Origin of the sequence: Myxococcus faecalis (genome assembly GCF_050039385.1) — a bacterium.
GTDB classification, from domain to species: Bacteria; Myxococcota; Myxococcia; order Myxococcales; family Myxococcaceae; genus Myxococcus; species Myxococcus fulvus.
The window spans coordinates 5,164,432-5,188,569 of record NZ_CP144336.1 but is presented as its reverse complement, the minus strand read 5'-3'; the positions used below and the strand labels follow the sequence as shown (position 1 = coordinate 5,188,569).

Below are 24,138 nucleotides of genomic sequence, written 5' to 3'. Positions count from 1 at the left end.
CGAGCGGCGGACGGATGTGATCACTTCACATCGCAGATTCTCACCCCGTGCTCAACGCCTTCCGGCATCACGGCGAGCGGCGGGTGGTTGAAGAGCTGGAAGAAGCAGAAGGAAATCACGTGCTCAACGCCTTCCGGCATCACGGCGAGCGGCGGCAGGGGACTCCTATCCGAGGTTATGATGGCTCACTGGTGCTCAACGCCTTCCGGCATCACGGCGAGCGGCGGTCCGAGACCCCCTTTGTGAAGGATGCTGACAAGGTTCGTGCTCAACGCCTTCCGGCATCACGGCGAGCGGCGGCTTGCCTGCTTGGCTCCTCCAACATGACGAAGTAGTGCTCAACGCCTTCCGGCATCACGGCGAGCGGCGGAACTCCCATCGTGGCTGTGGTGGGGGCGAACTTCTACAAGTGCTCAACGCCTTCCAGCGTCACGGCGAGCGGCGGTGGCAACGACTGACTTCTACATGGCTAAGACTCTCAGGTGCTCAACGCCTTCCGGCATCACGGCGAGCGGCGGTCCATCGGGGCGAACGTCACGCACAGCGTTGACGGGTTGTGCTCAACGCCTTCCGGCATCACGGCGAGCGGCGGGCCCGAGCTGTGTACCTGCAACCGGGCCGTCATGTGCTCAACGCCTTCCGGCATCACGGCGAGCGGCGGTCTTCGAGGCCTGCACCGAGAACCACGGCCTAGTCATCCGGTGCTCAACGCCTTCCTGCATCATGGCGAGCGGCGGTTATGGCCGCGATGAAGATGCAGGAGGGTAAGCACGAGTGCACAACGCCTTCCGGCATCACGGCGAGCGGTGGTGGGCCAATTTGCATTGGATATGGCTAAGAAAGAAGTGCTCAACGCCTTCCGGCATCACGGTGAGCGGCGGCTCCAGCGGCTGGACGGGCGGCGTGCCGCGCGCGGAGGAGTACTCAACGCCTTCCGGCATCACGGCGAGCGGCGGCCGTGGCTGGCCCTCCTGGCGGTGTTGGCCGTGTTGGTGCTCAACGCCTTCCGGCATCACGGCGAGCGGCGGATCTGGAGTTGTTGGTCTACAAGGCGCTCCGCAAGGTGCTCAACGCCTTCCGGCATCACGGCGAGCGGCGATGACTTGGGAGCTGAACACGGGAGGCGACTCGGAGGGTGCTCAACGCATTCCGGCATCACGGCGAGCGGCGGAGCCGCCCTGGAATCCCAAACGATTCCGCCCTCTTACCACCCCCGTTTTCAAGCACCCCCACCCTGTCCACGAACTCCAACGCCAACGCGACATCCCACATCACCCAACCCATTGAAATCCCTCACCCATTCCCCCATTAAGCACCTATTCACCTGTCAAAGAGCCCCAACCCCGCGTCACCCCACGACTTTTCACCCGCCTCAAGCTCCGCGGCCCTCGCCACGCCGAGGTGCTTGAATGTCCAATCCCACACATCGGTCGCCCGCACACTCCTTCGCCCCACCCGCACCATCACCACCTCCACTCAGCGAAGTTCCTCACGCCCACCCCGAAAACCCATGACAGCACCGCGTCCTACAGACAGGACCACGCCAACCCCTTCAAGACAGACACCTCCAACAACAATCACCCCCTCCCCAAGCCGCAGGCCCCTCACCCCGTCTGCACCGTGAGCACGGGCACATACCGTCCATCCAGCGCGAGCTCATGCACCACCACGGGCCCGACGGCGTTGAGCCGCTGTCCCAGGAACAAGGCACACGTCGAGGGCGCGTAGAGCAACAGGTGCGTCGTCCGCACCCGGTACTGGCTCCGCGCGCGACGAATGAACTCCCGAGCCTGCACAGCGAACGACACCGCGTCCCCCGCCGAGCGCACCGCACCGTCCCCAGTCCCCTCCTCCGGCTCCAGCACCAACACCGCGCGGTGGACACCCGGGTGCTCGACCTCGAAGCGCTCCCGCTCCGCCCCCGCGTCCCCCGTGAGCTGGAACACCACGAGCAACGCCTGACCATCCGGCGCCCCCTCGCGCTCCACGGCGCGCAGCCTCCGCTCCGAGGCCCCCACGTCCGAGCGCCACAGGAACGTCTCCCCCCGCGTGAACTGCTCGGCCCGGAGTCGGAAGCCCGCGGCCTCCGAGAACTGCGAGCCCACCGCCAGCGACACGCTCAGCGGCACCTTCCCCCGGACATCCACCAGCGCCCCCTCCGCCCGCTCCATCAGCCGCTTCCGAGCCGCCCGAAGCTCCGGCCACAGCCGCTCACCCCACACCGCCTCCTCCGGATGACGCCGCGTGTCCCGGTCGAAGCATCCCGTCCAATCCAGCTCCTCCGTGGGCGGCGGCCCCTCCCACCTGCGCCGCGCCCACCCATGCACCCACAGGCTCACCGTGGGCCCCTCCTCCAACGGCGCGAACAGCTCCCGAGCCCGCAGGAACGCCACCAGCGACTCGCGCGTCACCCGCTTCACCTCCCCCGAGCGCTCCACCCATTCGCGCATCGCATCGAGCACGATGGCCCTCGGGTTCACGCCCTGCCGCAACCCGAGCCCGTCCATGCGCCAGTCGACCTGCTCCTCCAGGTCCCGGATGCTCGCGAACCCCAACCGCAAGCGCAGGTCCCCGAGGAACGACGCCATCTCCTCGGGCGTCGTCTCGCACCGCTCGGCCCACCGCGAGCCCCCCTCTCCGAACGCACCAGGCCGAGACTCCGAGAAGAACTCCGGCGCCAGCGAGTGGTCCCGGCCCACCAGGTAGCGCCCGAGCCGCTCCTCCGCCCCCCAGTTGCTCACGAGCCACACCTCCACGGGCCCTCGGGCACGCAGCGCACGCCAGCTCGTGAAGAGCTTGTGCAGCAACGGGCGTCCCTTCCCGCGCTGCGCCTCCGTGAGCGAGTCCAGCGAGTACACCTCACGGTGGTCCACGTGCCACTTCACCTGCACGAAGCGGCTCGCCACGCCCGAGCCCTCGCGCGCGTGCAGCGTCACGTCGTCCGCGGAGCCCGCCTCGGGATGCTCCAGATAGCCGTGCTCGAAGGGACACTCCGCGTCGAACAGTCGGAGCAGCTCGTGCCAGGCGTACAGGTACTGATACCGGTCTCCCTCGAGCCGGGATGCGCTCTGCTCTCCCATGGCGGACCGCGCTCCTTCAGCGGGACTGAACCAGCTCGCGATGACGGTTGAAGAACTCCTCGAAGAGCCGCCGCATCTCGTCCTGCGCGTCCTCGCGCGGCTTCTCGCCCCAGCGGCTGAGCGCCTCGAGCACGCGCTTCACCCAGCGACGATCCGGGTCTCGCACCAGCTTGCGCTGGAAGTAGACCCCCGTGATGAGCTCGTCATCCAGGTCCACGTCGAGCAGGTCCACCCGCTGCTGCGAGTACGTCTCGAACGGGTCCGGCGACGTCTTCAGGCCGGCGATCTCCACCGTCGCGCGCTCCAGCTTCGGCGCGGGTCCTCGCGCGGAGGTCAGCTTCAGCGCGCTGAGCCGGCACACCTGGAACATCCAGATGAGGTAGCGGCGCAGCCGTCGCTCGGAGAGCGTCCGGATGGGCGTCTCCGGCTCGAACATGCGCAGGCTCTCCATCGCGTTCCAGATGATGCGCTCCATCGTCCGGGTCTCACCCTCGCCCGCCACCGTCCCCTCCTGCTTCGACTTGCGCCACTCCAGCGCCACCTCGATGGAGATGGCGTCCGCGTCGAAGTCCGCCGCCTCCAGCACGAAGCCCGTGCGCCCGCTCCCGCTGTAGGTGTACGAGGTCAGCCCGCCCTGCTGGACGTGGAAGACCTCGTGGACCATGTACAGCCGGACGCACTCCTTCCAGTCCTCACTGCCCACGCGGTCCTTCAGCTCCTTGAGGGCCAGCAACATCCCCACGTCGAAGCCCCACTTGCCCTCGAAGTGCCGGTAGATCTCGATGGGTCCGGTCGACGGCGCATCCTCGACGGAGCCGCGCACGAAGTGCGTCCGGTCCTGCTCGCTCAGCTCCGACAGGAGGTCCTGCTGCGCGGGCTCGGACAACCAGGACACCAGCTCCTGGTGGACCTTCCGCACCTCGCCGAGGACCTTCGCCGCCACCGCGAACTGCGCGGTCGTGTACTCCACCGCCAGGGGCGCGGTGCGTCCGGCCTTCATCTCCTGGACGAGCAGGTACTGCCTCCGGTCCGCGTCGTAGTGGTGGAGCCACAGCGGGAGCTGCGTGTTCACGTTCACCGCCGTGCCCAGCGCGGCGGCGAAGCTCCCCGGGCAGTCCATCGCCAGCAGCACCGACGTCGCGCCGCCCAGCCGCTCGTGCAAATCCCCGAGCACACCGCGGAGCTGCTCCGCCGCGCGCGACACCTCCGCGGGGCTCTGGATGGCCGCCGGCCCAGGCCCACGCACCGGGCGCACGCGGACCTCGGCCAGGAGGTTCGCGCCATGCTTCCTGCGGAACGCCTCCAGCGCCTGGTCGCCGATGGCGCGAGTCACCTCCACGACGAGCGCCACCACGCCCGAGCCGCCCTGCTTCGCCTTCGGCAGCCCCTCCACCTCGAGGAAGTCCTCGGACGCTGCGGCCATCGTCCGGTCGAAGCCGAGCGACCACTCGCCGCTCCCGGACTGCTGGTACACCCGGAGGCGACGTCGGGGCAGGCACGAAGCCAGGTGGAGCATCAGCTCCAGCGGCGCGCAGCCGAAGAGGTGCACCGACAGGTGGTCCAGCCCCAGCTCCTTCTCCTTGCTGATGAGCGCGCTCGCGAAGCGCTCGTTCTCGAGGAAGGCCCCCGCCCACTCCTCCCCCCGCGGCGAGCGCACGCTGAGCTTCTCGTCGTACGGATGGAGCACCGCGCTGGCCACGTCGCGATAACCCTCCAGACCCTCACGCGTCAGCGTCTGGCGTGCCGCGTCCTCGATGACGGGCCGGTCGTGCTCGTAACGAAGGATGAGCGCCTGGGTCCTGGCGTTGATGGACAGCTCCACGTTCGACATGTGCGCACCTCGGTTGACGTCGTCCATCGAGGAAGACGCCAACGCGAAGTGGACCCCTCGCGAGCCCGCTCACTTCTCTTGCGAGGGCTCAGGACCCCCGCTTGCGGTAGACGGGACCGAAGAGCTTCGAGAGGCGCTGGTGCGCCTGCTCCGGGTTCGACGTGCGCTCCTGGGAGGCGAGGTGCACCTCCCGGATGGCGTTCTGGAACAGATTCCGAGCCGCCTCGCGGTCCCCGTCGTCCATCCGAGCATCCACCGCAACGCCCAGCTTCGCCGGGTCACGGCAGGTCTGCATGACGCGCTCCGACAGGTGCCGGAAGAGGAGTTCGAGCCGCTCCAGCAACGAGCCCTCGGGTGGCTTCGGGAACGCCGAGTAGCACATCGCCTCCAGATGGAAGGAGCGCAGCGGACTGTTGTCCCGAGCGCGATTCCACTGCTTCACCAGCTTGATGAGGGGATTGAGTCGCCCCAGGGCGAGCCGGTCCGCCTGGGCGCAGACCTCCTGATGCACCTTCGGATCGGTCCGAATCCACGCGCCCGTATCCCGCTGGGGAATCAGGTAGCCCCCTTGCTCATGCGCGAAGGCCGGCACGACATCGACGCTGATTCCCGAGGAGAAGTCGATGCGCAGGGAGTGCCGCTGGAGGACGGGCGGCGTCCGCTTCGGCCACTCCGCCTGGAACACCTGCCGCACCTCCCGCAGCAGGTCGTCCGCGGTGCGCGACCCACGAGGTGGTGGGACGACGACGAACACATCCACGTCGTGCAGCGGACGAAGCGCCGTCCCCCGCTTGAAAGAGCCCGAGAGAAACTCTTCCACCGAGAACAGTCGCCTGCGCAGGACCCCACGCACCACGCCGTGCTGACTCTCCACGTTGTCGACCTCGGCGGGAGTCAGTTCCTGCTCCTCGACGAGCCTCTGCATCGCCTGCTCCACGGTCCACATGTCGCACCTCTCCCACTCGGGAAATCCCAGCAGGGAGAGAGGACGCCAGGGCGGGCTCAGTCCCTCGCGAGCGAGTCCAAGGACCTCGCCACGTCGACCATCTCGGGCCGCTGCCCCGGCTTCTTCGCGAGCATGGCTCCGAGCAGGACCCGAAGGGGTTCGGGAGCCAGCCCCTCCAGGCGCGCGAGCGGCGGGGGCGTGAACGCGTGAAGGAAGAACAACCCCGAACGCTCACTCGCACTGAAAGGAGGCGCTCCCACCAGCAGACGGAAGCCCAGCACCCCCAGCGCATAGACATCCACCTTCGCGTCCACGCCCTTGGGACTGGTCCACTGCTCGGGGGCCATGTATTCCCCCGTCCCCAGCAGCGCATCCCTCGCCGTGGACACGAACAGCGAAGGAGCCTGTGCCCCCTCTCCCGGGATGAGGCGCGCCAGGCCCAGGTCGGTGAGACGGACCTCCAGTGCGGCAGGTCCGGAACAAGCCATGAGGACGTTCTCGGGCTTCAGGTCTCGATGGATGACGCCCTTCTCGTGCAGGAAGTGGAGCACCTGCGCGAGCTGGCGCAGCACCTGGACACCTTCCTCCAACGACAGTCGGCCACCTCGCCGCGCGAGGAGCTCATGCAAGCTCACCGGGAGCCACTCCAGGACGAGAAAGGGGGGCCCGTCTTCCGTGGGCGTGCCCATCTCGAGCGCCTCGACCAGATACGGATGGCGCAGCGACAGGAGCGCCTCTGCTTCGTTCTGGAACCTCGCGACCAGCTCCGCCTGAAGACTCGCGCTCTGGCTCAGGGTCTTCACCGCCACCCAGCCATCTCCATCGAGCGCACGAGCCCGATAGACATCACTCGACCCGCCCACCGCGACGAGGCTGTCGATGACGTAGCGCCCCCACTGCATCCCGTGGAGCGGCATCAGCGCTTCCTGGATGGGTCCAAGGCACGCAGTTGGTCCATCCAGTGGAGCATGCCCCGGAGCTCTTCTTCGCAGTCCGGGTAGCCCTTCACGAAGGCTTCGACCTCCACCGTCCCGCCTGCCTCCAGGAGCCGCAGGTACTTGGAGAAGGCCGCGTCCACCTCGTTGCGCTCCGCGGCTGCCTCGGTGGAGAGCGGGTCCTCCAGTACCGGCTCATCGGCCATCCAGGCACGCAAGGCGCGCACCCCACGCCCCATGAGGCTCTCGACCGCCTTGGGCGTCCTGCCCATGTGCTCCGCGATGGCCTTCACCGGGTGCTCATCGAGATGGAACATCTTCAGGGCCTGGTGCTGGTCCGGCTGATGACCTTCCAACCACTGGAAGCCGGAGATGAGGCGTCGCCACTCTTCCTGGAGTGCCGTCACCTGGCTCGGGCTGCGCTCCTGCGCCTTCACGCCGAGGAGTTCTTCTCCATCCAGCGACACCGTCGCCGTCGCGTCGCGCCGCTTCCGGGTGCCATGTCGATAGGTCCCGATGGCCTCGTTCCTCACGATCTGACGGAGCCAGGCCCACCACTCCCCCTCCGTGGTCCCCTGGAAATGGTCGAGCTGTTGAAACGCCTTCAGCAGGGAGTCCTGGGTGACGTCCGAAGGACGCGCGCCGACCTTCTCGACCTGGGCACGCTGTTTCTCGGCCCACTGGGACACCTGTCGCAGACAACGGCTCCACAATTCGTCCCGCGCGGCCTTCTCCCCTTCTCGAACCCGCTGCAACAGCGCCTCGAAAGACCACTCCGACAAAGAAGGCTCGGCCATGCGCATCCCCCACGTCACGGTTTGAAACTCTCGCACGCCAGGGCATTGAAGCGCACGTCCTCCGGGTCGCGCGCGACGAACTCATGGACCAGCGCACACCCCTCGCTTCGCAGCGCCTCCGCCTGGTCGGAATCCCCTCGCCGAAGCGCCAACGCCTCGGCCCCACGCAGGGCCTCCAGGAGCGCCAGGGCGAATCGCTTGCTCGTGGGCTCCCCCCTGACCAGCTCGCGCCCGGAAGTCACCGCGGCCGTGTAGCCCACCGCTGCGTCCGTCCAGCGGCCCTCGTCAGAGGCCAATCTCGCGCTCCAGAGTCGGACCCACTCCAGCATCCACTTGCGGTGATGGTCCCCGGCATGCGTGCTCGCCTCCTGGATCATGAGCATCATGGCCTCATCCAATCGAGGGTGCGCGTCCGCCAGGCGCCCCGCCCGTCGCATCGCCTCCGCCTGATACGCCAGGCCCTGCGCGTAGAGGGACGCGCCGTAGTCCGGGTCCTGCGTGGAGAACAGCGGAACGGCGCGTTCGAGCCAACGCAGGGCCTCGCCCGCGCGTCCCTCGGCGAGCTCCAGGTCCGCCAACTCACTCAAGCCCACCGCGGAGTCCCGGTCTCCGGAGACCGAGCGCGGCACAGCGGCACGCTGCGCTTCGAAATACTCGACGGATTGCAGGAAGAGGGCTCGCGCTTCGGACAGTCGCCCCGCCGCCAGGTCGACCTTGCCCTGCTTCGATTGATTGAAGGCCCACTGCATGCGGTAACCCTCGTCTCCAAAACCGAGCGCCTCACCTTGGGTCAGGAGGTTCCTTGCGTGGAGGAGGTGCGCACCTGCGACCTGCAGCGTGTCATTCAGGAAGCTCAGGTCGGCCATCCGGTGGGCAAGCTTGATGCGTTGCCAGAGGACCTCTCGCCGCTGCTGCTCCTCCTCGGAGAACCCCTCCAGCGAGTCCGACAAGCCACGTAGCAACGCCCGTCGGACCTCGAGCGTGTTCGCAATCCAGCTCAACTCCCAGTCCGCGTCGGAGACGATGCCTTCCGCGGAGTTCATGATGCGGTGGAGGTTCTGGTCGGCGCGCTCGCGCTGCTCCCACGCCTGCACCGTCACTCCAAGCATCACGACCACGGCCAATGAAGCCGCGGCCACCAATGCGCGGCCGGTCCACACCCGACGCCGCTCCAACCGGCTCGCGGCCTGGAGAAATGCGTTCGCGCGAAGACTCAGCCGATGGACACCCCGTCCAGGGGTGCCGACACCGCCCCGGTAATGCGTCAGCATCGTTCCCCGAGGGAGCCACTCATTCGGCCGCGCGGCCTCTTCCCAGTTCCGTGCGGCGACCTCGACGTCCGCGCGCACCTCCAGCTCTCGCCGCTCCTCCTCCAGCCACGCGACGAGCGAGCGGACCCGCTGCAACAGCGTCTCATGCACCAGGTCCACACGTTGGGACTCGACCTCGGCCCCTCCGGACAGGAGCACCAGTCGTGGTCCGGGCTCACCGCCCGCCACCCCGGACAGCCCGCTCAGGCGAAGCAACGCTTCTTCGGAGAGTGCATCACCTCCCGCCTCCGCCAACACCTCGCTCCTGGGACGAGGCCGCCGCGTGTCCTGCACGCCACGTCCCACCTGGACCAGGGACAGCAGGATCCACTTCGCACGCTCCCGGCCCTGCTCGCCCAGGCTCGCCAGCAGTTGCTCCGCCTGCTGGGACAGCGCGCCGCCCACGCCTCCCATCCGGTCATAGTGCTCGTGCGTCAGGGGCGCGCCACCGCTCAAGGTCCACAGTGAGCGCAGCGCATGCCCGAGCAACGGCAGCCCGCCGCCCTCTCCCTTCGCGTCGCGCACCATCCGCTCCGCCAGGCCTTCACTGAGCTGCATCCCCGCCTGGCGCGCCATCCCCTCGACGACCTCCTTCAGCGCCGCTTCACCCATCGGCAAGAGCGGGAAGCGCATCGCTTCTTGAAGCTGGTGGGGAAGCCTCGGCAACTGCTCCAGCCGGTGCAGGAAGTCGCTGCGCAAGCACGTCAGCAGCCGCAGCCGCCCCTCCCCGGACAAGGCAGTGACCAGCAGCCCATCCAGCACCGACTGCTCGGCGCTCCCCGAGGTGAAGAGCTCCTCCAGCGGTTCCACGACCAGCAGCATCAAGCTGTCTTCAGGAACGTTCGTCTGGACGAAGGTCCGCAGGCCCTCGGGCCCGCTTCGCAGCCCTCGCTCCACCGCATCCACATCCCGCGTGGGGAAGGCCGTCACGAGCGCCTTCGCGAGGCTCCGCACCGGCTCATACGACGGCCTCGCCACGACGACCACCCAGCGCGGCAGCCCTGGCGGCGGTGGCTCACGGAGCCTCGGCAGCACGCCCGCGTGCAGCAGCGAGGACTTGCCCACACCACTCGGCCCTTCCAGCGAGACCCAGCGCCGCCCTCCCGAGCGTGCTTCGTCCAGAGACTCGAGCACCCTGCGCGTCTCCGCCCCGCGCCCGAAGAACAGCTCCGCCTGCGACTCATTGAAGGACGCCAGCCCCGGCACGGGACAGACGTCCTGCTCCTGCGCCCAGGGCCGGAGCAGCATGTCGCGACACCGCGCCATCGTCGGGCGCTCCTCGGGCGACTTCGCGAGCATCGACGCCACGAAGGTCGCGAGCGCCCCCGGAATCGTCGGCGCCAACTGCCCCAGGAAGGGCGGCGGCGTGTTCACGTGCGCGGAGATGACCTCGACCATCTCCTCCGACTCGAAGGGCCGCTGCCCCGCGAGCAGCTCGAACAACATCACCCCCAGGGAGTAGACGTCCGCGGAGACCTTCGCCGAGGAGGCACTCCGGAGCTGCTCCGGTGCCGTGTAGTGATAGGTCCCGATGAGCACGTTCTCATGCGTATGGACCTGGGTCGCGGCGACTCCGTCATCACGGTACGGCGGCAGCTTGGCGATGCCGAAGTCCAGCAGCTTGACCCGATATCCCAGGGCCGAGCTCGCGTCAGTGCAGAGGAACACGTTCTCCGGCTTCAGGTCCCGGTGGACGATGCCCTTCGCGTGGATCTCCGCCATCACTCGCGCGACCTGCGCGCACAGGGCCAAGGCCGTCTCGCGCGGCACGCGTCCCGAGTGCCTGCCCATCCACTTGCGCAGGTCCTGGCCGTCGAGCAACTCCATGACCAGGAACACCTGGTCCGCCTGCTTCTCACAATGAAAGGCTCGCACCACATCCGGGAGGTCGAGCTTCACCAGCGCGCGCCCCTCCTGGAGGAAGCGCGCGACGACCTGCGGCTCCCTCGACGCGTCCCGGGACAGCAGCTTCAGCGCCACCAGTTGTCCGGTGTTCTCGTTGACGGCCTCGAACACCTCACCCATGCCTCCGGAGCCACACTGCCGCAGCAACCGGAACGGACCAACCTGGGACGACGGAGCACGGAGCATGGGATGCGAAAGGATTTACTCCGCCAGGCCTCACCCGAGGAATCCCCCGCGCGGGGGCGGGTCTCTCCCACCCCGTGCGCCCTACTCCTTCACCGCCCCCGCCGTGAGCCCGGACACAATCCTCCGCTGGAACAACACGGTCAGCACCACCAGGGGCAGCGTCGCCACCACGGAGGCCGCGGCAATCTCTCCCCACGGCTCACGGTACTCGCTGGCGAACAGGCTGATGGCCACGGGCACCGTGCGCTTCTCCGGCGTCGTCAGGAACGTCAGCGCGAACAGGAACTCGTTCCACGCGAAGATGAACACCAATATCGCCGTCGTCGCGAGCCCCGGCGCCGCCAGGGGTAACAACACCCGCCGGAACGCCTGGAACGGCGTGCACCCGTCCACCCTCGCCGCCCGATACAGCTCATCCGGCAGCTGCTTGAAGAACGACGTCAGCACCCACAAGGTCAACGGCATCGCGAACGTCGCATAGGGCAACGCCAGCCCCACCAGGCTGTCTCGCAACCCCACCGCGCGCAGGATGAGATACAGCGGGCTCACCGTCGCAATCGGCGGGAACATGCTCACAGCCAGCGCCGCGCTCAACAGCAGCCCCTTCCCCCGGAACTCCAGCTTCGCCAGCGCGAACGCCGCCGCCGAGCCCACCACCAGGCAGAACGCCGTCGTCAGCGCCGCCACCACCAGCGAGTTCACCACCACCCGCAGGAACGGCCGCCCCCACAGCACGCTCGCGTAGCTCTCCCACGTCAGATGCGACGGCCACGGCCGGGTCAGCTCTCCGTCTGGCCACAGGCTCGTCAGCACCTGCCAGAAGAACGGCCCCAGGAAGAACGTCAGGAACGCCACCACCGCCAGCGCCGTCCCCAACCCCACGCGCTGTCTCATCGCGCCCGCTCCTCGCGCCCCAACAGCCGCAGCCACACCGCCGCCAGCACCACCACGCACAGGAACGTCGCCACCGACAACGTGCTCCCGTACCCGAAGTCCCCCGAGCGCATCAGCGTCTTGTACGCGTAGATGCTCAACGTCTCCGTCGTGTTCGCCGGCCCGCCCTCCGTCAGCACGTAGATGGCGTCGAACACCCGGAACGCATCCAACGAGCGGAACAGCACCGCCAGCAACAGCGCCGGATTGAGCAACGGCAGCGTTATCGACCGGAAGATTCTCCACGGTGAAGCCCCGTCCACCCGCGCCGCCTTGTACAGGTCCTCCGGAATCCCTTGCAGCCCGGCCAACACCAACAGCGCCACGAAGGGCGTCGTCTTCCACACGTCCACCAGTATCGCCGCGTGCAGCGCGTACCCCGGCGCCCCCAGCCAGTTGATGTCCTGTCCGAGCAGCAAGCGATTGATGAGCCCGTAGTCCGGATTGAACATCCACGCCCACAGCCTCGCGCTCACCACGGTGGGAATCGCCCAGGGCACCAGCACCGAGGCTCGTAACAAACCTCGCCCCGGGAAGGACCTCTGGAGCAGCAGCGCCAGCGGCACCGCGAGCAGCAACTCCACCGCCACCGCCACCGCCGTGAAGTACGCCGTGTTCCCCAGCGCGGCCCAGAACCGCGCGTCCCCCAACAGGTACGCGTAGTTCCCCAGCCCCACGAACCTCCGCTCGCCGAAGACGAGGATGAAGCGGTGCAGGCTCAGCCACACCGCCGCGAGAATCGGGTACAGCGCCACGCCCGCCAGCACCACCACCGCCGGCGCCACCAACCAGTACGCCTGCCGGCGCTCCCGCTCCAGCGAGCCACGCACCGGCTCGCTCATCGCGCCTCCCGCTCGTGCGCACACAGCAGCCGCATCCATCCACCCGAGGCACGGCCGCACCGAGCCCACCCCACCGCGAGCCCGCTCATCGCCCCTCCCCCATCAGGTGGTCCACCTGCTTCTGCGCCCGCCCCAAGGCCTCCTCGGGCGTGCGAATCCCCGCCACCGCCGCGGAGAACTCGCTCTGCAACACATCCGAAATCAGGTTGTAGTACGGCGTCACCGGCCGGGGCCGCGCGCGCTCCACCATCTCACGCAGGCTCGCGATGAACGGTGAGCTCTGTTTCAACCTCGCATCGTCATACACCGCCGCTCTCGGCGGGTTGCGCGCGTAGTGCACCGCCAGCACCAGGTTCGCCTCCGGCGACGTCAGGTGCGCGATGAGCTTCTCCGCGAGCCTCCTGCGCTCCGGTGACACCCGCGCGTTCACCGCGAGCTGATACCCACCCAGCGTCCCGAACCCAGGCTCCCCACTCACCGTGGGCAGGGGCGCCATGCCCACCTTCCCGCGAATGGGCGAGCCCTCCTTCTGCGCCTCGCTCCACGCATACGGCCAGTTGCGCATGAACACCGCGCGCCCCTCCTGGAACACGCGCCGCGCCTCCTCCTCGCCGAACCCCATCACCGTCTCCGGAGACACCCCGCGCGTCAGCAGCCCGCGCAGATACCCGAGCGCCTCGCGCCCCGCCTCCGTGTCCAACAACACGCGCCCGTCCTCCCCCAACGCCTGCCCACCGTGCCCCCACAGCGCCTCGTACACGTTGCAGCTCAGGCCCTCGTACTGCCGCCCCTGCCACACGAAGCCCTGCACCCCCGGCGCCTTCGCCTTCGCCTCCAACGCGAACCGCTCCAGCTCCGCGTACGTGCGCGGCGCCCGAGGCACCAAATCCGTCCGGTAGTACAGCACCCCCACGTCCAGGTACCACGGCACCGCGTACGTCCTCCCATCCACCACCACCGCCTCCACCGGCCCCGGCAGGAACTCCTCGCGCAGCCGCTCGGGCGGGAAGGCCTCGGACAGGTCCGCTATCCACCCCGCCCGCGCGAACTCCGGCACCCACACCACGTCCGCCACCAGCACGTCGAAGTCCGCCGCCCCCCCCTCCAACGACGTGAGGAAGAACTGGTGCGCCAGGTCCGACGAGTTCGGCAACGCCTCCGTCACCAACGTCACCCCGGGGTGCGCCTCCTCGAAGCCCGCCAAGAGCTCCCGGAACGGCTCCGGAGGCCCCCACAGCGGCTGGTACTTCAGCACCAGCCGCGCCCCCCGCTCGCGCTCACCCTCCCCGCGCCGACACCCCAGCGCCACCAAGACGAGCCCCAGCACGAGCGAGAAGAAGAACGGGCGAGCCATGGGAACCCGGCATGAGCCCCTCCCGCCCCCCCACCGTCAACACACCCGCACCGCCCCCGTTCTCACCCGAACACCCCGGCACCACGTAATTCGTGTGCATGTGGAGAAAAACGTCTCCCTGGAACTTCGGGCACACAACTCGGGACGTCTGTTTGCCTTCTGCCCGGGAGCGGGCGTTATTCTTCGGACAGACAGGACCTCTGGGTGGGGGAGCACATGGCGGAGAAGCCTCGGGAGTGGAAGTTCGGCGCGCACCGCGTTCGCATCGAATCAGCCGACATGGCGGTGGCGACCTTCGAAGGCCCCATCACCCTGGACGACGTGAAGCGCACCTCCGAGGTCTACGCGGAGCTGTTCACGATTCTGGGCCCCTACTACATCGTCGCGGAAATCGGCCGCTCCCAAATCGAGGCCGCCGGCCGGCGCTACCTCTCCGAGAACAACAAGAGCGAGTGGTTCAAGGGCTGCGTCTACGTGGGCGCCGACATCGTCCAGAAGACCTTCGGCAAGGCCATCTCGCTCGCCATGCTCTACACAGGCAAGACGAGCTTCGACACCACCTTCGTCGACACCCTCGCGGACGCGCGCACCTGGGTCGACCAGCACCGCGCCCGACAGCAGCGCAAGGCGGGCTGAGACGCGAGGCCCGGCTGTGTGCCGGGCGACACCCCCGCTGTCCCATTCCAGACCCAGGGTCGTCCTCAAGTCGCGGTTTGAAGGCGAAGACTGGATTCTCGCTCCCGTGGGCCACGGGTTGTATGCTTGTGTGGCCAGCTCAGAGGGAGTGCCCATGCAGCAACAGGAATGGAAGTTCGGTGCGCACCAGATTCGCCACGAGCAGCAGGACGTGCTGGTGGCGGTGTTCAGCGGCATGCTGAACCTGGAGGACATGAAGCGGGCCGTTGAAATCTACAGCCAGGTCGCCAAGGCCGGCCCCTACTTCATGATTGCGGACATCGGCAACTCGCAGCTCCAGGCGGAGGCGCGCCGCTACCTGTCCGACAACAGCAAGCCGGAGTGGTTCAAGGGCTGCGTCTACGTGGGCGCGGACATGGTCCAGCAGACCTTCGGCAAGGTCATCTCCCTGGGCATGTTCCTGACCGGCAAGACCGAGTTCAAGACGGAGTTCGTCAAGACGATGGCCGAGGCCCACGCCTGGGTGGAGCAGCAGCGCCACGCCAACGTCCGCAAGAGCGGCTGAAGCTCGCCGCACCCGCCGTCCGTCTGGCTTTCGTGGCGGCCCCCTCCCCGGGGCCCCCGAGGCCACCCCTGGTGACACCGCGGTCGAGCCCGCTCGCGCTCCCCGGCCGTCCCTCCCCTGCCTCCCTCTTCCTCAGAATCCGAGCCGACTTGCGGCCGACGGGGCCCGCCAACCGTCTGAAATCCGGCACATTTCAGGAATAGCGCATCTTCCCGCCGTGGACAGAGGCCAGCCAGACTATAAAAATCCTCCCCCACTGGCTCAATAGTCGGGAATCGTTGTATAGGCGGTCACTCCAGAGCCTCCAACTCGCCCGGTAATTCCCTCGTCCTGGCTCCGGACCGGCTGTGCCCCACGCCTCAATCAACCCATGTCCGAGCGGTGAGCTGGGGGGCCCGCGCTCGAACTGCGAGTGACACCATGCCCGTGACGGTTCAGAAGCAGGAAGAGACCGGAGTCCCGGCCCACGCCCCGACAGGGCGCTGCCCCCACCTGGGCGCCCAGTACAACCCCTTCGCGGGGCCGCACGTGGACAACCCCCACCCGTTCTTCGAGCGGCTGCGCAAGGAGGAGCCCGTCAGCTTCAACCCCATGCTCGGCATGTGGTTGGTCAGCCGCCACGACGACATCCTCCAGGTCCTCAAGGAGACGACGCGCTTCTCCAACCGGGACATGCTGGTGAGCGGCACCCAGCTCACGGAGGAGGCCAAGAACATCCTGTCGCAGGGCTTCCCCATCGCCCACGTGCTCTTGGGCATGGACCCGCCGGACCACACGCGCCTCAGGCGCCTGATGAACCGGGGCTTCACCGCGCAGCGCATCGCCGGGATGGAGCCCTTCATCGAGAAGATGGCGCGCGAGCTGATTGGCCGCTTCGCCAAGGACGGGCACGCGGACCTGGTGGAGCAGCTGGCCTATCCGCTGCCGGCCCACGTCATCCTCGGCGTCATGGGCGTGCCCCAGCAGGACGTGTGGAAGATAAAGAAGTGGAGCGCGGACTGGCAGTCGCTCACCTTCGAGCACGTGCCCGCGGAGAAGCAGGCGGAGATGGCGCGGGGGGTGCTGGAGTTCCAGCGCTACTGCGTCAACCTCATCGAGGAGCGGCGCAAGGCGCCCCGTGAGGACCTGACCAGCTACCTGGTGGAGGTGGAGGCGGACGGCGAGGCGCTGAGCGTGCACGAGCTGGTGATGGCCATCGGCGCGTCCTTCCTGTCCGCCGGCCACGAGTCCACCACGGCGCTGATGGCCAACACCTGGAAGCTGGCGCTCGAGCACGGCCTGTGGGGACGTCTCCGGGAGGACCCGGAGCTCATCCCCAAGTTCATCGAGGAGGGCAGCCGCTTCGACTCCGTCCAGCACGCCATGATTCGCACCGCCCTGGAGGACGTGGAGGTGGGCGGCATCCAACTGCCCAAGGGCTCCCGGCTGCTGCTGCTGTACGCGGCCGGCAGCCGCGACGAGTCACTCTGCCCGCACGCGAACAAGCTGGACGTGGACCGCGAGAAGCCGCCCCAGCACCTCACCTACGGCCGCGGCATCCACTTCTGCCTGGGCGCGCCGCTGGCCCGCCTCCAGACCCAAATCACCACCCGCATCCTCGTGGAGGCCGTCGCCCACCCGCGCCTGGTGCCCAACCAGGACTACGGCACGTGGCAGAGCATCGTCCTGCGCCAGATGCGGCACCTCAAGGTGGAGTGGGACGCCACGCCTTGAGCCCGCTCACGCCTCGCGCGTGACAGCTCCCATGTCGTTGCCCGGGGCCCTGTGGACCTTCATCGGTCTCCAGGGCCCCGCGCATGTCTGGCGTCTGACTTCAGTGACCGAATCCCTCCCACCAGAGTCCAATCACACCCGCCTGGGGCTTCAAAAGGCAGTCATTGTTGACCCCCAAGGGGTTTTCGCGGACTGCTTCTGGCTGTTTGAAAAGGGCGTGCGTACGTTACAGAGAGAAATTTCTTGCCATACTGGCCGTTCTTGCGAGAAAGAGTCCTGGAATACCCCGCTTGCTCGTGAAACGAAGGAGCCCCCTCATGTACGCCGAAGTCGTTGACGAGGCGGATGTCCAAATCGCGCGGCGCGTCGACCGCCAGGCGCTGTCCAAGCTGACCCGGGAGATGTCGCGGGTGAGCAATGCTCGGGCGGTGTGGGCGCTCGCCTCCCAGTGGCTCGTCATCGTGGCGGCGTTCGCCGGGGTGGTGTGGGTGGACCGGTGGTGGGCGTGGCCCATCGCGGCGCTCATCATCGCCACGCGGCAGCACGCGATGCTGGCGCTGATGCACGAGGCGGCGCACTACCACTTCCTGTCCAACCGGAAGGTGGGCGACGTGGTGGCGGACTTCCTGTGCGCCTTCCCGCTGAACATGACGACGGCGGGCTACCGGCACCAGCACATGGAGCACCACCGGTACGTCAACACGCCGCAGGACCCGTACTGGGCCTCCATGCAGGACGACGCGTCCTGGCACTTCCCGCGCACGCCGCTGCGCGCCGCGGCGGTGTTCGTGGGCGACGCGCTGGGCCTGTACGCGCCCAACCACCTGAAGGTGGTGCTGCCCTGGACGTACTGGGGGCGGCTGTTGGGTGGCGCCAGGCCCCGCATCAGCGCCGCCGAGCACGCTCGCTACTGGACGTACGTGGCGCTGCTGGTCACCACGCTGGTGACGACGGGCGCGTGGCTGCACTGGCTGCTCCTGTGGGTGCTGCCCACGACGACGGTGATGATGGCGTTCTTCCGGATGCGCGCCCTGGGCGAGCACCCGCTGGACATCGAGCCCAAGGGCGACGAGACGCGCGAGACGCGCGACGTGAAGGGCACGCTGCTGGAGAACTTCTTCGTGGCGCCGCTCAACTGCAACTACCACCTGACGCACCACGCGTTCCCGTCCGTGCCCTTCTACAACCTGCCGGTGATGCACGACGCGCTGGACCAGGCGGGGCTGCTCGAGGACGGGGTGAACCGCTTCGACACGTACCTGGGCAAGCACAACAGCCTGGTGCAGTACCTGACGCGCACGCCGGGCTCCGGGTTGGAGGAGTCGCTGCCCGCCGCGCCGCCGCCGCAGACCTCGGGCGTCCGGCTGCCGCTGCACTCGTAGCGCCCGGGCGCGCGCTCGCGGCCTCCCTTCAGGGGAAGCGGCGCAGCGACGTCCAGGGGAAGGGCTTCCAGAAGGGCGTGGCCACCGCGTCGGTCTCCAGCGGGAACCAGGGCCCGGTGTCCCCTCCCCCTGACAGGATGTGGAAGTCCTGGGCGGGCATGAACCCCTGGCCCAGCAGCGCCACGCGGCGGCCCCCCGCGTCGGCCGCCACGTCCAGCACCAGCACCGCGTGTCCCGGGCTGCCGCCCAGCACGAAGAAGTCCCCGGGACGCACGTCGTCCTTCGTGGGCCGGCCCTTGGCGCCCTCCAGCGACAGCGTGCCCGCGTACATGAAGACCAGGTCCAGGTAGGCGCGGAACGCGCCGCGCGAGCTGTCCGCCGCCGCGCTCTTCACCCACGTCACCTTGGAGCCGGAGATCCTCGCCCGCTCACCGGAGGCGTACTTCGTCCACGAGGCCAGGTGGCCGCTGGTGAAGCGGTAGGCGATGCGCTCCTTCTGGTTCGCGGACCACAGCCACTCGGCGTGCAGCCGGATGACGGAGTCCGCGCACTGCTGGAGGTTGGCCGTGCCGATGTCCAGCTCCGCCACCGCGGCCAGCCGCGCGTCGTCCGCGGGCAACACCTGTCCCCCCTTGAAGTGCAGCACGGGTGTCCCCGGCGCGCGCAGGGGCAGGCCGCGCAGCCACGCGGCGAACGTGCCCGCCTCCACGCCCACTCGCGTGTAGCCCTCCGGTGGGGGCACGGCGAGGTCCAGCGGACGGATGCGCGCGTCCTCCGACAGCCACGTGTAGCGGGCGAGCTCCTCGCGCGTGGGGGCCCGGGGCTCGGCGTCGGACACAGGGGCCTGGGCGACGGTCCTCGTGAGCACTTCGCCTCGCACGTCCAGGGACGGGGCGGCGCCGGCGAGGCCCGGGCCCAGGAGCGCGGCGACCAGGAGCCAGGAGCGGCGAGGGAGGACGGACGGGTGTTCGGGGGCAATCACGAGCGTGGGACTCCAGGAGGCTTCGGGGCTCTTGCTGGGAGGATTGTCGCCGGCCGGAAGTTCCCTCGCAGCCCTCGAATGCGGGGCGGTGAGGTCGCCTGCCCTCTGTCCGGGTGACGACCAGTGGAACGACGACAGCCCGTCCTCCACGGCAGGTGCGTGACCACGGGCGAGCACTACCTTTGCGAGAAGATGCGCCGCCAGGCGAGCCTCGTGCTGCTCAACATCCTGTCGCTGTCCCGGCTGCCCATGGCGGTGGCCTTCATCCTCGTGCCCGACGCGATGGTGCGGGCGACGCTCGTCGTGCTGGCGGCGCTGTCGGACTTCCTGGACGGATGGATTGCGCGCAACAAGGGGCTGGCCACACGGCTGGGCGCGCTCATCGACCCGGTGGCCGACCGCGCCTTCATGGTGACGGCCATCCTCGTGTGCTACCTGGACGGGCTGGTGTCCCTGCCGGAGGTGCTGCTCCTGCTCGTGCGCGACATCGGCACCGCGGTGGGCTTCGTCGTCGCGCGAGGGGTGCCCGCCCTGCGGCGCGTGGAGCTCAAGGCGCGGATGCTCGGCAAGGTGGTCACCTCGCTGCAGCTGCTCGCGCTGTTGTGCGTGCTGCTGTTCCCCCCGGCGGTGCGCCCGCTGGTGGCGCTCATCGCCCTGCTGTCGCTGGCGTCGGTGGTGGACTACACGCGCGCGGTGCTGCGAGCCCGGATGAAGCCTCGTGAGGCCGCGCGGCCTCCCGTGGGCGACGGGCATGGGACGCGGGGGACGCCCATGCCCACGGCTCGCAAGTAATCAGCCCGGGGGCGGCGGGGCGGAGTCCTCCGACTCCGCGAGCCCCAGGATTTGGGCGCGCTCGGAAGCCACCGCGGCGCGCTCACCCTCGCTCATCTCCGACCAGACGTCGTCCAGGTCGTCCAGCAAGGCATCTTCCTCGGGCGAGCCACCTTCCGGATGTCGCGCTCGCACATTCGAGACTTTGCGCAGGAGTGCGCGGTATCGGTCAAAGGCCGTCATGACGGGAACCTCCCTTCGTGCGACGACGAGGCTGGGAGCGGACGACTGACGCGAGCGGACCTCGCGCCCTCAGTCCTCGGGGTCCTCCTTCCGCACCACCGAGATTTCTATCGTCTCGTGTCGGCCCACCATGTCCACCACCGCGTAGACGCGGTCTCCCGGGTCCAGCTCTCGCACGCCGATGCTCCGACCCTCCCGCAGCACGCGCGTCCTGGGGCCTACCTCCAGCGTCAGCGCCTCACCGGAGTCCTGTCCGATGACGACCTCCGGCGGCGCCACCGAGCGCACCACGCCCGAGTACGTGGCCTTCACCACCGCGGTCCCCACCGGCGCCGGCAAGGTCGTCCCCGCGGGCGGGACATCGCGCGCCGTCCCCGTGCCGTCCTCGGGGCGCGGCTGGGTGCCCGAGCCGCCCGTGCCTTGTGCTTGAGCATCCGTGCCTGGTGCTTGCGCGCCCGTGCCTTGGGCCTGGGCGTCCGTGCCGCGCGGCGCTCCCGCGTCCACCTGGGCCCGCAGCCTGGAGACCTCCTGGCGCAGCTGGCGCACCTCCGCGCGCAGCCCCGAGATGCTGTTCCACAGCTCGGACACCTCGCCCGCCGAGGGCGCTGCCTGACGCGAGGGCGCCGCCACCGCCGAGGTCGTCTTCGGGGCCTCGTTCGACTGCGCGTTCGCCGTGCAACCCCCGCCGCACAACAGGACGCAGAAGCCCGCGACCGCCACCGCCATCCCAGCCGCTCTATGACGCATGGTCACGGCCTCCCTTCGTCCTTGGAAGATGGGGCCTGCCCACCCATGGACAACCAGCGACAGGGCAGGCCGGCGCACGGGGAGCAAGCCGCCGGGAGTGCGCCCCTTCGGCACCAGGCACGGCAACACACCTGCCTGCCGCCGCGAATCGGGCGATAGTGCGGCCCCACCCCGGCTCCGGAGCACGGCCATCACGACGAAATCCCCCGAGGAGACGCCCACCCAACCCGGGTTTCGTGTTCCGAACTGGCCCCCGCCCGCCAACGCCCTGAGCGCACCCGCGCCGGAGCTGCTCGCGCCGGTGACGGGGGTCCCCGCCGGCACACCGCTCCAGCAGAACCGGTTCATCACCGAGGGCTACACGCGCCTGGCGCGCACGCTCCAGGAGCTGGTGGACCCGGAGTTCCATCCGACGCACGGCAGCCAGGCCACACCCGGTTGGTTCGCCTTCGCCATCCATGCCTCGCACGAGGCCGGCAAGGGCATGCTCGGCGCGGCCATCGCCCGGCGCATCATCGACCTCGCGCAGGGCGAGCCCCTCCCCAGCCCCGCCCGGACCTATGACCGCATGGGCCTCACGGGCACCGCGCGGAAGGGCGCGGAGCAGCTCTCCGAGGCGCTCGGTGGACATGGCCTGCCCCAGGACGCGGCCACCGCGCTCGGCGCGCTCGCGGGGGCCATGAACCTGGAGCCGCTCGGGGACCCGCGCACGCTCTGGGCCACCGCGCATCGCTTCGCGCGGCTGTTCTTCCAGGCCCCGGGAATCCTGCCGCTCGACAAGGCGGAGTCGCTCGCCATCACCCTGGAGCGCATGCTCAACGAGGGCAACGTCGCCATCTTCACCGACATCGGCGGCGCGGCCCTGCGCTACCTCGACTGGAGACCCGACACGGGCGGCGTCACCCCCGAGCGCGTGCTGAGCGACTTCACCCTCGCGGGCGCGAAGCCCGACGAGTCCCAGCACGCCTTCACCGTCCTGCAGGGCCTCACCCACGAGAAGCCCGCCCCCTCCGACTTCGCGCGCCGCTTCCCGGGCATGTCCGCCATGAGCCTCGTGGTGGCCGGCTTCGCGCTGCTGGAGCGCGCCCGACAGTGCCCCGGCCCCGCCGCGCGGGATGCGCTCATCCAGGTCGCCAACAACTGCTTCGCCTGGCGCGAGCAGGCGGACGCCGTGCAGCCCGCCTTCACGCCTCCCGAGCGGCTCCCCGGTGAAATCTCCCGCGCGGACCTCACCCTGGCGATGACACCGCTGCTGCGCCTGGAGCTGGGCACGGTGGCGTGGAACTTCGCCGACTACGCGGCCACGCAGCGAGACCGCGACTCCAACCCGCTCACCTCGAAGCCCACCGAGTACAACTGGGCCCTGCTCGCGGACCGCTGGCCCGCCATCCTCACCGCCTTCGAGCTGGGCTACCGCCACCCCTCGGCGCTCTGGACGCTCCCCACGCCCTTCACCTCCGGGGACGACGAGGTCCGCCGTCGGCTCGGCTGACGCGGCGGCGGCCCGCTCCGGCGCGCGTCGGAAATGCGCGCTGAAACTTCCCGCGCCCTCGCCGCACTGAAGGGACGCCGGGCCACACGCGCCCGGCCCCTCGGTGGCTCGGGCCGACCGCGCCCGGGGTGTGTCTTCATTCCGGGAGTCGCGTCGTGCACAAAGCATCCGTGTGGGTGAGCCTCGTCGTGGGGCTCGTGTTGGGGTTCGTGGGAGGACGCACTTTCGCGCCCGTGCCCGCCAAGGTCGCGGAAGCTCCGCGCGCGCCGTCCGCGGCCGCGGCCCCGCCCTCCGCCCGGCAGCGGCCTCCCATCTCGCCCGTCGTCTACAAGGTCCCCGTGGATGGCTCGCTCGTCCAGGGCTCCGAGTCCGCGCTCGTCACGCTGGTGGAGTTCTCCGACTACGAGTGCCCCTTCTGCTCGCGCGGCCACGGCACCGTGAAGCAGCTCCAGCAGCGCTACGGCGACAAGCTGCGCCTGGTGATGAAGCACCTCCCGCTGGACCGCCACCCGCGCGCCCGGCCCGCCGCCCTCGCCGCGCTGGCCGCCGGGGAGCAGGGCAGGTTCTGGGAGTTCCACGACGTCCTCTTCTCCAATCCGCGCGCGCAGCAGGAGGAGGACCTGGAGCGCTATGCGAAGGAGCTGAAGTTGGATGTGGAGCGCTGGAAGAAGGACCGCGCGGACCCGAAGCTCGCCGAGCGCGTGCGCCGCGACGAGAACCTGGCCCGCCTGGTCGGCGCCACCGGCACCCCGGCCTTCTTCGTCAACGGACGCTTCATCAACGGCGCGCAGCCGGTGGAGGTCTTCACCGGCGTCATCGACGAGGAGCTGGCGAAGGCGGAGGCGCTGGTGAAGGGCGGCGTGCCGCGCGCGGAGGTCTATGCGCGCACCATCGAGCGCGGCGTGGACCGCCCGCCCGCGCCGCCCGCACCCGCGGAGGGGGCTCGCCAGCAGGTGGAGGTGGGCAAGGCGCCGTCGCGCGGCCCCGCCAACGCGCCCGTCACGCTGGTGGCGTGGTCGGACTTCGAGTGCCCGTTCTGCTCGCGCGCCGTGCCCACGCTCAAGACGCTGGAGAAGGAGTACGAGGGCAAGCTGCGCGTGGCCTTCAAGCACCAGCCGCTGCCCAACCACCCGAACGCGAAGCTCGCGGCCGCGGCGTCCCTGGCGGCACATGAGCAGGGGAAGTTCTGGGAGTTCCACGACCTGCTCTTCGCCAACCAGCGCCAGCTCGGGCGACCCGCGCTGGAGGGCTACGCGAAGCAGCTGGGGTTGGATGTGGCGCGCTTCAACCAGGCGCTCGACTCCGGGAAGTTCGACGCGGTCATCGCCGAGGACTCGCGCGAGGGCACGCGCGTGGGCGCCGGGGGGACGCCCACGTTCTTCATCAACGGCCGGCCCATCCTCGGCGCGGTGCCGGTGGACCAGTTCCGCCGCGTCATCGACGAGGAGCTGAAGAAGGCCGGCGTGGCCACGCGCTAGCGCGCCTGCG

19 protein-coding genes and 1 CRISPR repeat array (1 of these 20 only partly in view) are annotated in these 24,138 nt (G+C 69.2%); of the genes, 7 read left to right on the top strand and 12 right to left on the bottom strand.

Features of this window, described 5'->3' with window-relative positions; all coding sequences use genetic code 11:
- Positions 1–1,171: direct repeats of the CRISPR family, unit length 36 nt; unit sequence GTGCTCAACGCCTTCCGGCATCACGGCGAGCGGCGG (it extends 1,329 nt beyond the left edge of the window).
- 433 nt (positions 1,172–1,604) lie between these two features.
- The 9 genes from VZQ01_RS20795 to VZQ01_RS20755 all read right to left on the bottom strand — a co-directional run bounded on the left by VZQ01_RS20795 (position 1,605) and on the right by VZQ01_RS20755 (position 14,119).
- Positions 1,605–3,080, bottom strand: coding sequence for an SAVED domain-containing protein (locus tag VZQ01_RS20795; protein ID WP_426748776.1), 1,476 nt, complete (start codon positions 3,078–3,080; stop codon positions 1,605–1,607).
- Between the two features lie 16 nt (positions 3,081–3,096).
- A complete protein-coding gene (locus VZQ01_RS20790; protein WP_426748775.1) occupies positions 3,097–4,911 on the bottom strand; it encodes an SAVED domain-containing protein in 1,815 nt (604 codons plus the stop codon).
- Between the two features lie 88 nt (positions 4,912–4,999).
- Positions 5,000–5,857, bottom strand: a complete 858-nt coding sequence (locus tag VZQ01_RS20785; protein WP_426748774.1) for an SMODS domain-containing nucleotidyltransferase — start codon at positions 5,855–5,857, stop codon at positions 5,000–5,002.
- 56 nt (positions 5,858–5,913) lie between these two features.
- Positions 5,914–6,774, bottom strand: a complete 861-nt coding sequence (locus VZQ01_RS20780) for a serine/threonine-protein kinase (RefSeq protein WP_426748773.1) — start codon at positions 6,772–6,774, stop codon at positions 5,914–5,916.
- Positions 6,774–7,589, bottom strand: a complete 816-nt coding sequence (locus tag VZQ01_RS20775) for a sigma-70 family RNA polymerase sigma factor (protein WP_223785815.1) — start codon at positions 7,587–7,589, stop codon at positions 6,774–6,776. Before VZQ01_RS20775 ends, VZQ01_RS20780 begins: the two co-directional genes overlap by 1 nt.
- A 14-nt stretch (positions 7,590–7,603) precedes the next feature.
- Positions 7,604–10,924 (bottom strand): serine/threonine-protein kinase, encoded by a 3,321-nt coding sequence (locus tag VZQ01_RS20770; protein ID WP_426748772.1) that lies wholly within the window; start codon positions 10,922–10,924, stop codon positions 7,604–7,606.
- Between the two features lie 147 nt (positions 10,925–11,071).
- Positions 11,072–11,884, bottom strand: a complete 813-nt coding sequence (locus VZQ01_RS20765) for a carbohydrate ABC transporter permease (RefSeq protein WP_426748771.1) — start codon at positions 11,882–11,884, stop codon at positions 11,072–11,074.
- Positions 11,881–12,765, bottom strand: coding sequence for a carbohydrate ABC transporter permease (locus VZQ01_RS20760; RefSeq protein ID WP_426748770.1), 885 nt, complete (start codon positions 12,763–12,765; stop codon positions 11,881–11,883). Before VZQ01_RS20760 ends, VZQ01_RS20765 begins: the two co-directional genes overlap by 4 nt.
- Before the next feature lie 85 nt (positions 12,766–12,850).
- Positions 12,851–14,119: an ABC transporter substrate-binding protein gene (locus VZQ01_RS20755; RefSeq protein WP_426748769.1), complete on the bottom strand. Its 1,269-nt coding sequence runs from the start codon at positions 14,117–14,119 to the stop codon at positions 12,851–12,853.
- Positions 14,120–14,335: 216 nt separating this feature from the next.
- On the opposite strand from VZQ01_RS20755, the gene VZQ01_RS20750 reads away from it, so the two are divergent.
- The 4 genes from VZQ01_RS20750 to VZQ01_RS20735 all read left to right on the top strand — a co-directional run bounded on the left by VZQ01_RS20750 (position 14,336) and on the right by VZQ01_RS20735 (position 18,415).
- On the top strand, positions 14,336–14,755 hold the full coding sequence (locus tag VZQ01_RS20750; protein WP_141332792.1) for an STAS/SEC14 domain-containing protein: 420 nt from the start codon (positions 14,336–14,338) through the stop codon (positions 14,753–14,755).
- Between the two features lie 154 nt (positions 14,756–14,909).
- The gene (locus VZQ01_RS20745; protein WP_426748768.1) at positions 14,910–15,320 is read left to right on the top strand and encodes an STAS/SEC14 domain-containing protein; all 411 of its coding nucleotides are present in this window, start codon (positions 14,910–14,912) and stop codon (positions 15,318–15,320) included.
- Positions 15,321–15,740: 420 nt separating this feature from the next.
- Positions 15,741–17,033: a cytochrome P450 gene (locus VZQ01_RS20740; protein ID WP_223785810.1), complete on the top strand. Its 1,293-nt coding sequence runs from the start codon at positions 15,741–15,743 to the stop codon at positions 17,031–17,033.
- Between the two features lie 317 nt (positions 17,034–17,350).
- A complete protein-coding gene (locus VZQ01_RS20735) occupies positions 17,351–18,415 on the top strand; it encodes a fatty acid desaturase family protein (protein WP_426748767.1) in 1,065 nt (354 codons plus the stop codon).
- Between the two features lie 28 nt (positions 18,416–18,443).
- Here the strand turns inward: VZQ01_RS20735 and VZQ01_RS20730 are convergent, their stop codons facing one another.
- Positions 18,444–19,295, bottom strand: coding sequence for a DUF4846 domain-containing protein (locus VZQ01_RS20730; protein WP_223750914.1), 852 nt, complete (start codon positions 19,293–19,295; stop codon positions 18,444–18,446).
- A gap of 294 nt (positions 19,296–19,589) precedes the next feature.
- Between VZQ01_RS20730 and VZQ01_RS20725 the strand changes: the two genes are divergently transcribed.
- Complete coding sequence (locus VZQ01_RS20725) at positions 19,590–20,189, top strand: CDP-alcohol phosphatidyltransferase family protein (protein WP_223750913.1); 600 nt, start codon at positions 19,590–19,592, stop codon at positions 20,187–20,189.
- Here VZQ01_RS20725 and VZQ01_RS20720 read toward each other — a convergent pair whose 3' ends face one another.
- Together VZQ01_RS20720 and VZQ01_RS20715 are read right to left on the bottom strand one after the other, a co-directional pair.
- A complete protein-coding gene (locus tag VZQ01_RS20720) occupies positions 20,190–20,318 on the bottom strand; it encodes a hypothetical protein (protein WP_255653685.1) in 129 nt (42 codons plus the stop codon).
- Positions 20,319–20,480: 162 nt separating this feature from the next.
- Positions 20,481–21,137, bottom strand: a complete 657-nt coding sequence (locus VZQ01_RS20715; protein WP_426748766.1) for a hypothetical protein — start codon at positions 21,135–21,137, stop codon at positions 20,481–20,483.
- Positions 21,138–21,459: 322 nt separating this feature from the next.
- Here VZQ01_RS20715 and VZQ01_RS20710 point away from each other — a divergent pair, with 322 nt between their 5' ends.
- Both VZQ01_RS20710 and VZQ01_RS20705 read left to right on the top strand, forming a co-directional pair.
- On the top strand, positions 21,460–22,650 hold the full coding sequence (locus VZQ01_RS20710; protein ID WP_408888634.1) for a hypothetical protein: 1,191 nt from the start codon (positions 21,460–21,462) through the stop codon (positions 22,648–22,650).
- 155 nt (positions 22,651–22,805) lie between these two features.
- Positions 22,806–24,128 carry a DsbA family protein gene (locus VZQ01_RS20705; RefSeq protein WP_426748764.1) on the top strand — a complete coding sequence of 441 codons (1,323 nt, stop codon included), beginning with the start codon at positions 22,806–22,808 and terminating at the stop codon, positions 24,126–24,128.
- Positions 24,129–24,138 lie beyond the last annotated feature (10 nt).

Excerpts from the sequence above, each read along its gene's own strand:
- VZQ01_RS20785 (WP_426748774.1), bottom strand. The coding sequence starts at position 5,857 with ATGTGGACCGTGGAGCAGGCGATGCAGAGGCTCGTCGAGGAGCAGGAA.
- VZQ01_RS20725 (WP_223750913.1), top strand. The coding sequence starts at position 19,590 with ATGCGCCGCCAGGCGAGCCTCGTGCTGCTCAACATCCTGTCGCTGTCC.
- VZQ01_RS20780 (WP_426748773.1), bottom strand. The coding sequence starts at position 6,774 with ATGCCGCTCCACGGGATGCAGTGGGGGCGCTACGTCATCGACAGCCTC.
- VZQ01_RS20760 (WP_426748770.1), bottom strand. The coding sequence starts at position 12,765 with ATGAGCGAGCCGGTGCGTGGCTCGCTGGAGCGGGAGCGCCGGCAGGCG.
- VZQ01_RS20750 (WP_141332792.1), top strand. The coding sequence starts at position 14,336 with ATGGCGGAGAAGCCTCGGGAGTGGAAGTTCGGCGCGCACCGCGTTCGC.
- VZQ01_RS20770 (WP_426748772.1), bottom strand. The coding sequence starts at position 10,924 with ATGGGTGAGGTGTTCGAGGCCGTCAACGAGAACACCGGACAACTGGTG.
- VZQ01_RS20755 (WP_426748769.1), bottom strand. The coding sequence starts at position 14,119 with ATGGCTCGCCCGTTCTTCTTCTCGCTCGTGCTGGGGCTCGTCTTGGTG.
- VZQ01_RS20715 (WP_426748766.1), bottom strand. The coding sequence starts at position 21,137 with ATGGCGGTGGCGGTCGCGGGCTTCTGCGTCCTGTTGTGCGGCGGGGGT.
- VZQ01_RS20765 (WP_426748771.1), bottom strand. The coding sequence starts at position 11,884 with ATGAGACAGCGCGTGGGGTTGGGGACGGCGCTGGCGGTGGTGGCGTTC.
- VZQ01_RS20740 (WP_223785810.1), top strand. The coding sequence starts at position 15,741 with ATGCCCGTGACGGTTCAGAAGCAGGAAGAGACCGGAGTCCCGGCCCAC.
- VZQ01_RS20795 (WP_426748776.1), bottom strand. The coding sequence starts at position 3,080 with ATGGGAGAGCAGAGCGCATCCCGGCTCGAGGGAGACCGGTATCAGTAC.
- VZQ01_RS20735 (WP_426748767.1), top strand. The coding sequence starts at position 17,351 with ATGTACGCCGAAGTCGTTGACGAGGCGGATGTCCAAATCGCGCGGCGC.
- VZQ01_RS20745 (WP_426748768.1), top strand. The coding sequence starts at position 14,910 with ATGCAGCAACAGGAATGGAAGTTCGGTGCGCACCAGATTCGCCACGAG.
- VZQ01_RS20775 (WP_223785815.1), bottom strand. The coding sequence starts at position 7,589 with ATGGCCGAGCCTTCTTTGTCGGAGTGGTCTTTCGAGGCGCTGTTGCAG.
- VZQ01_RS20790 (WP_426748775.1), bottom strand. The coding sequence starts at position 4,911 with ATGTCGAACGTGGAGCTGTCCATCAACGCCAGGACCCAGGCGCTCATC.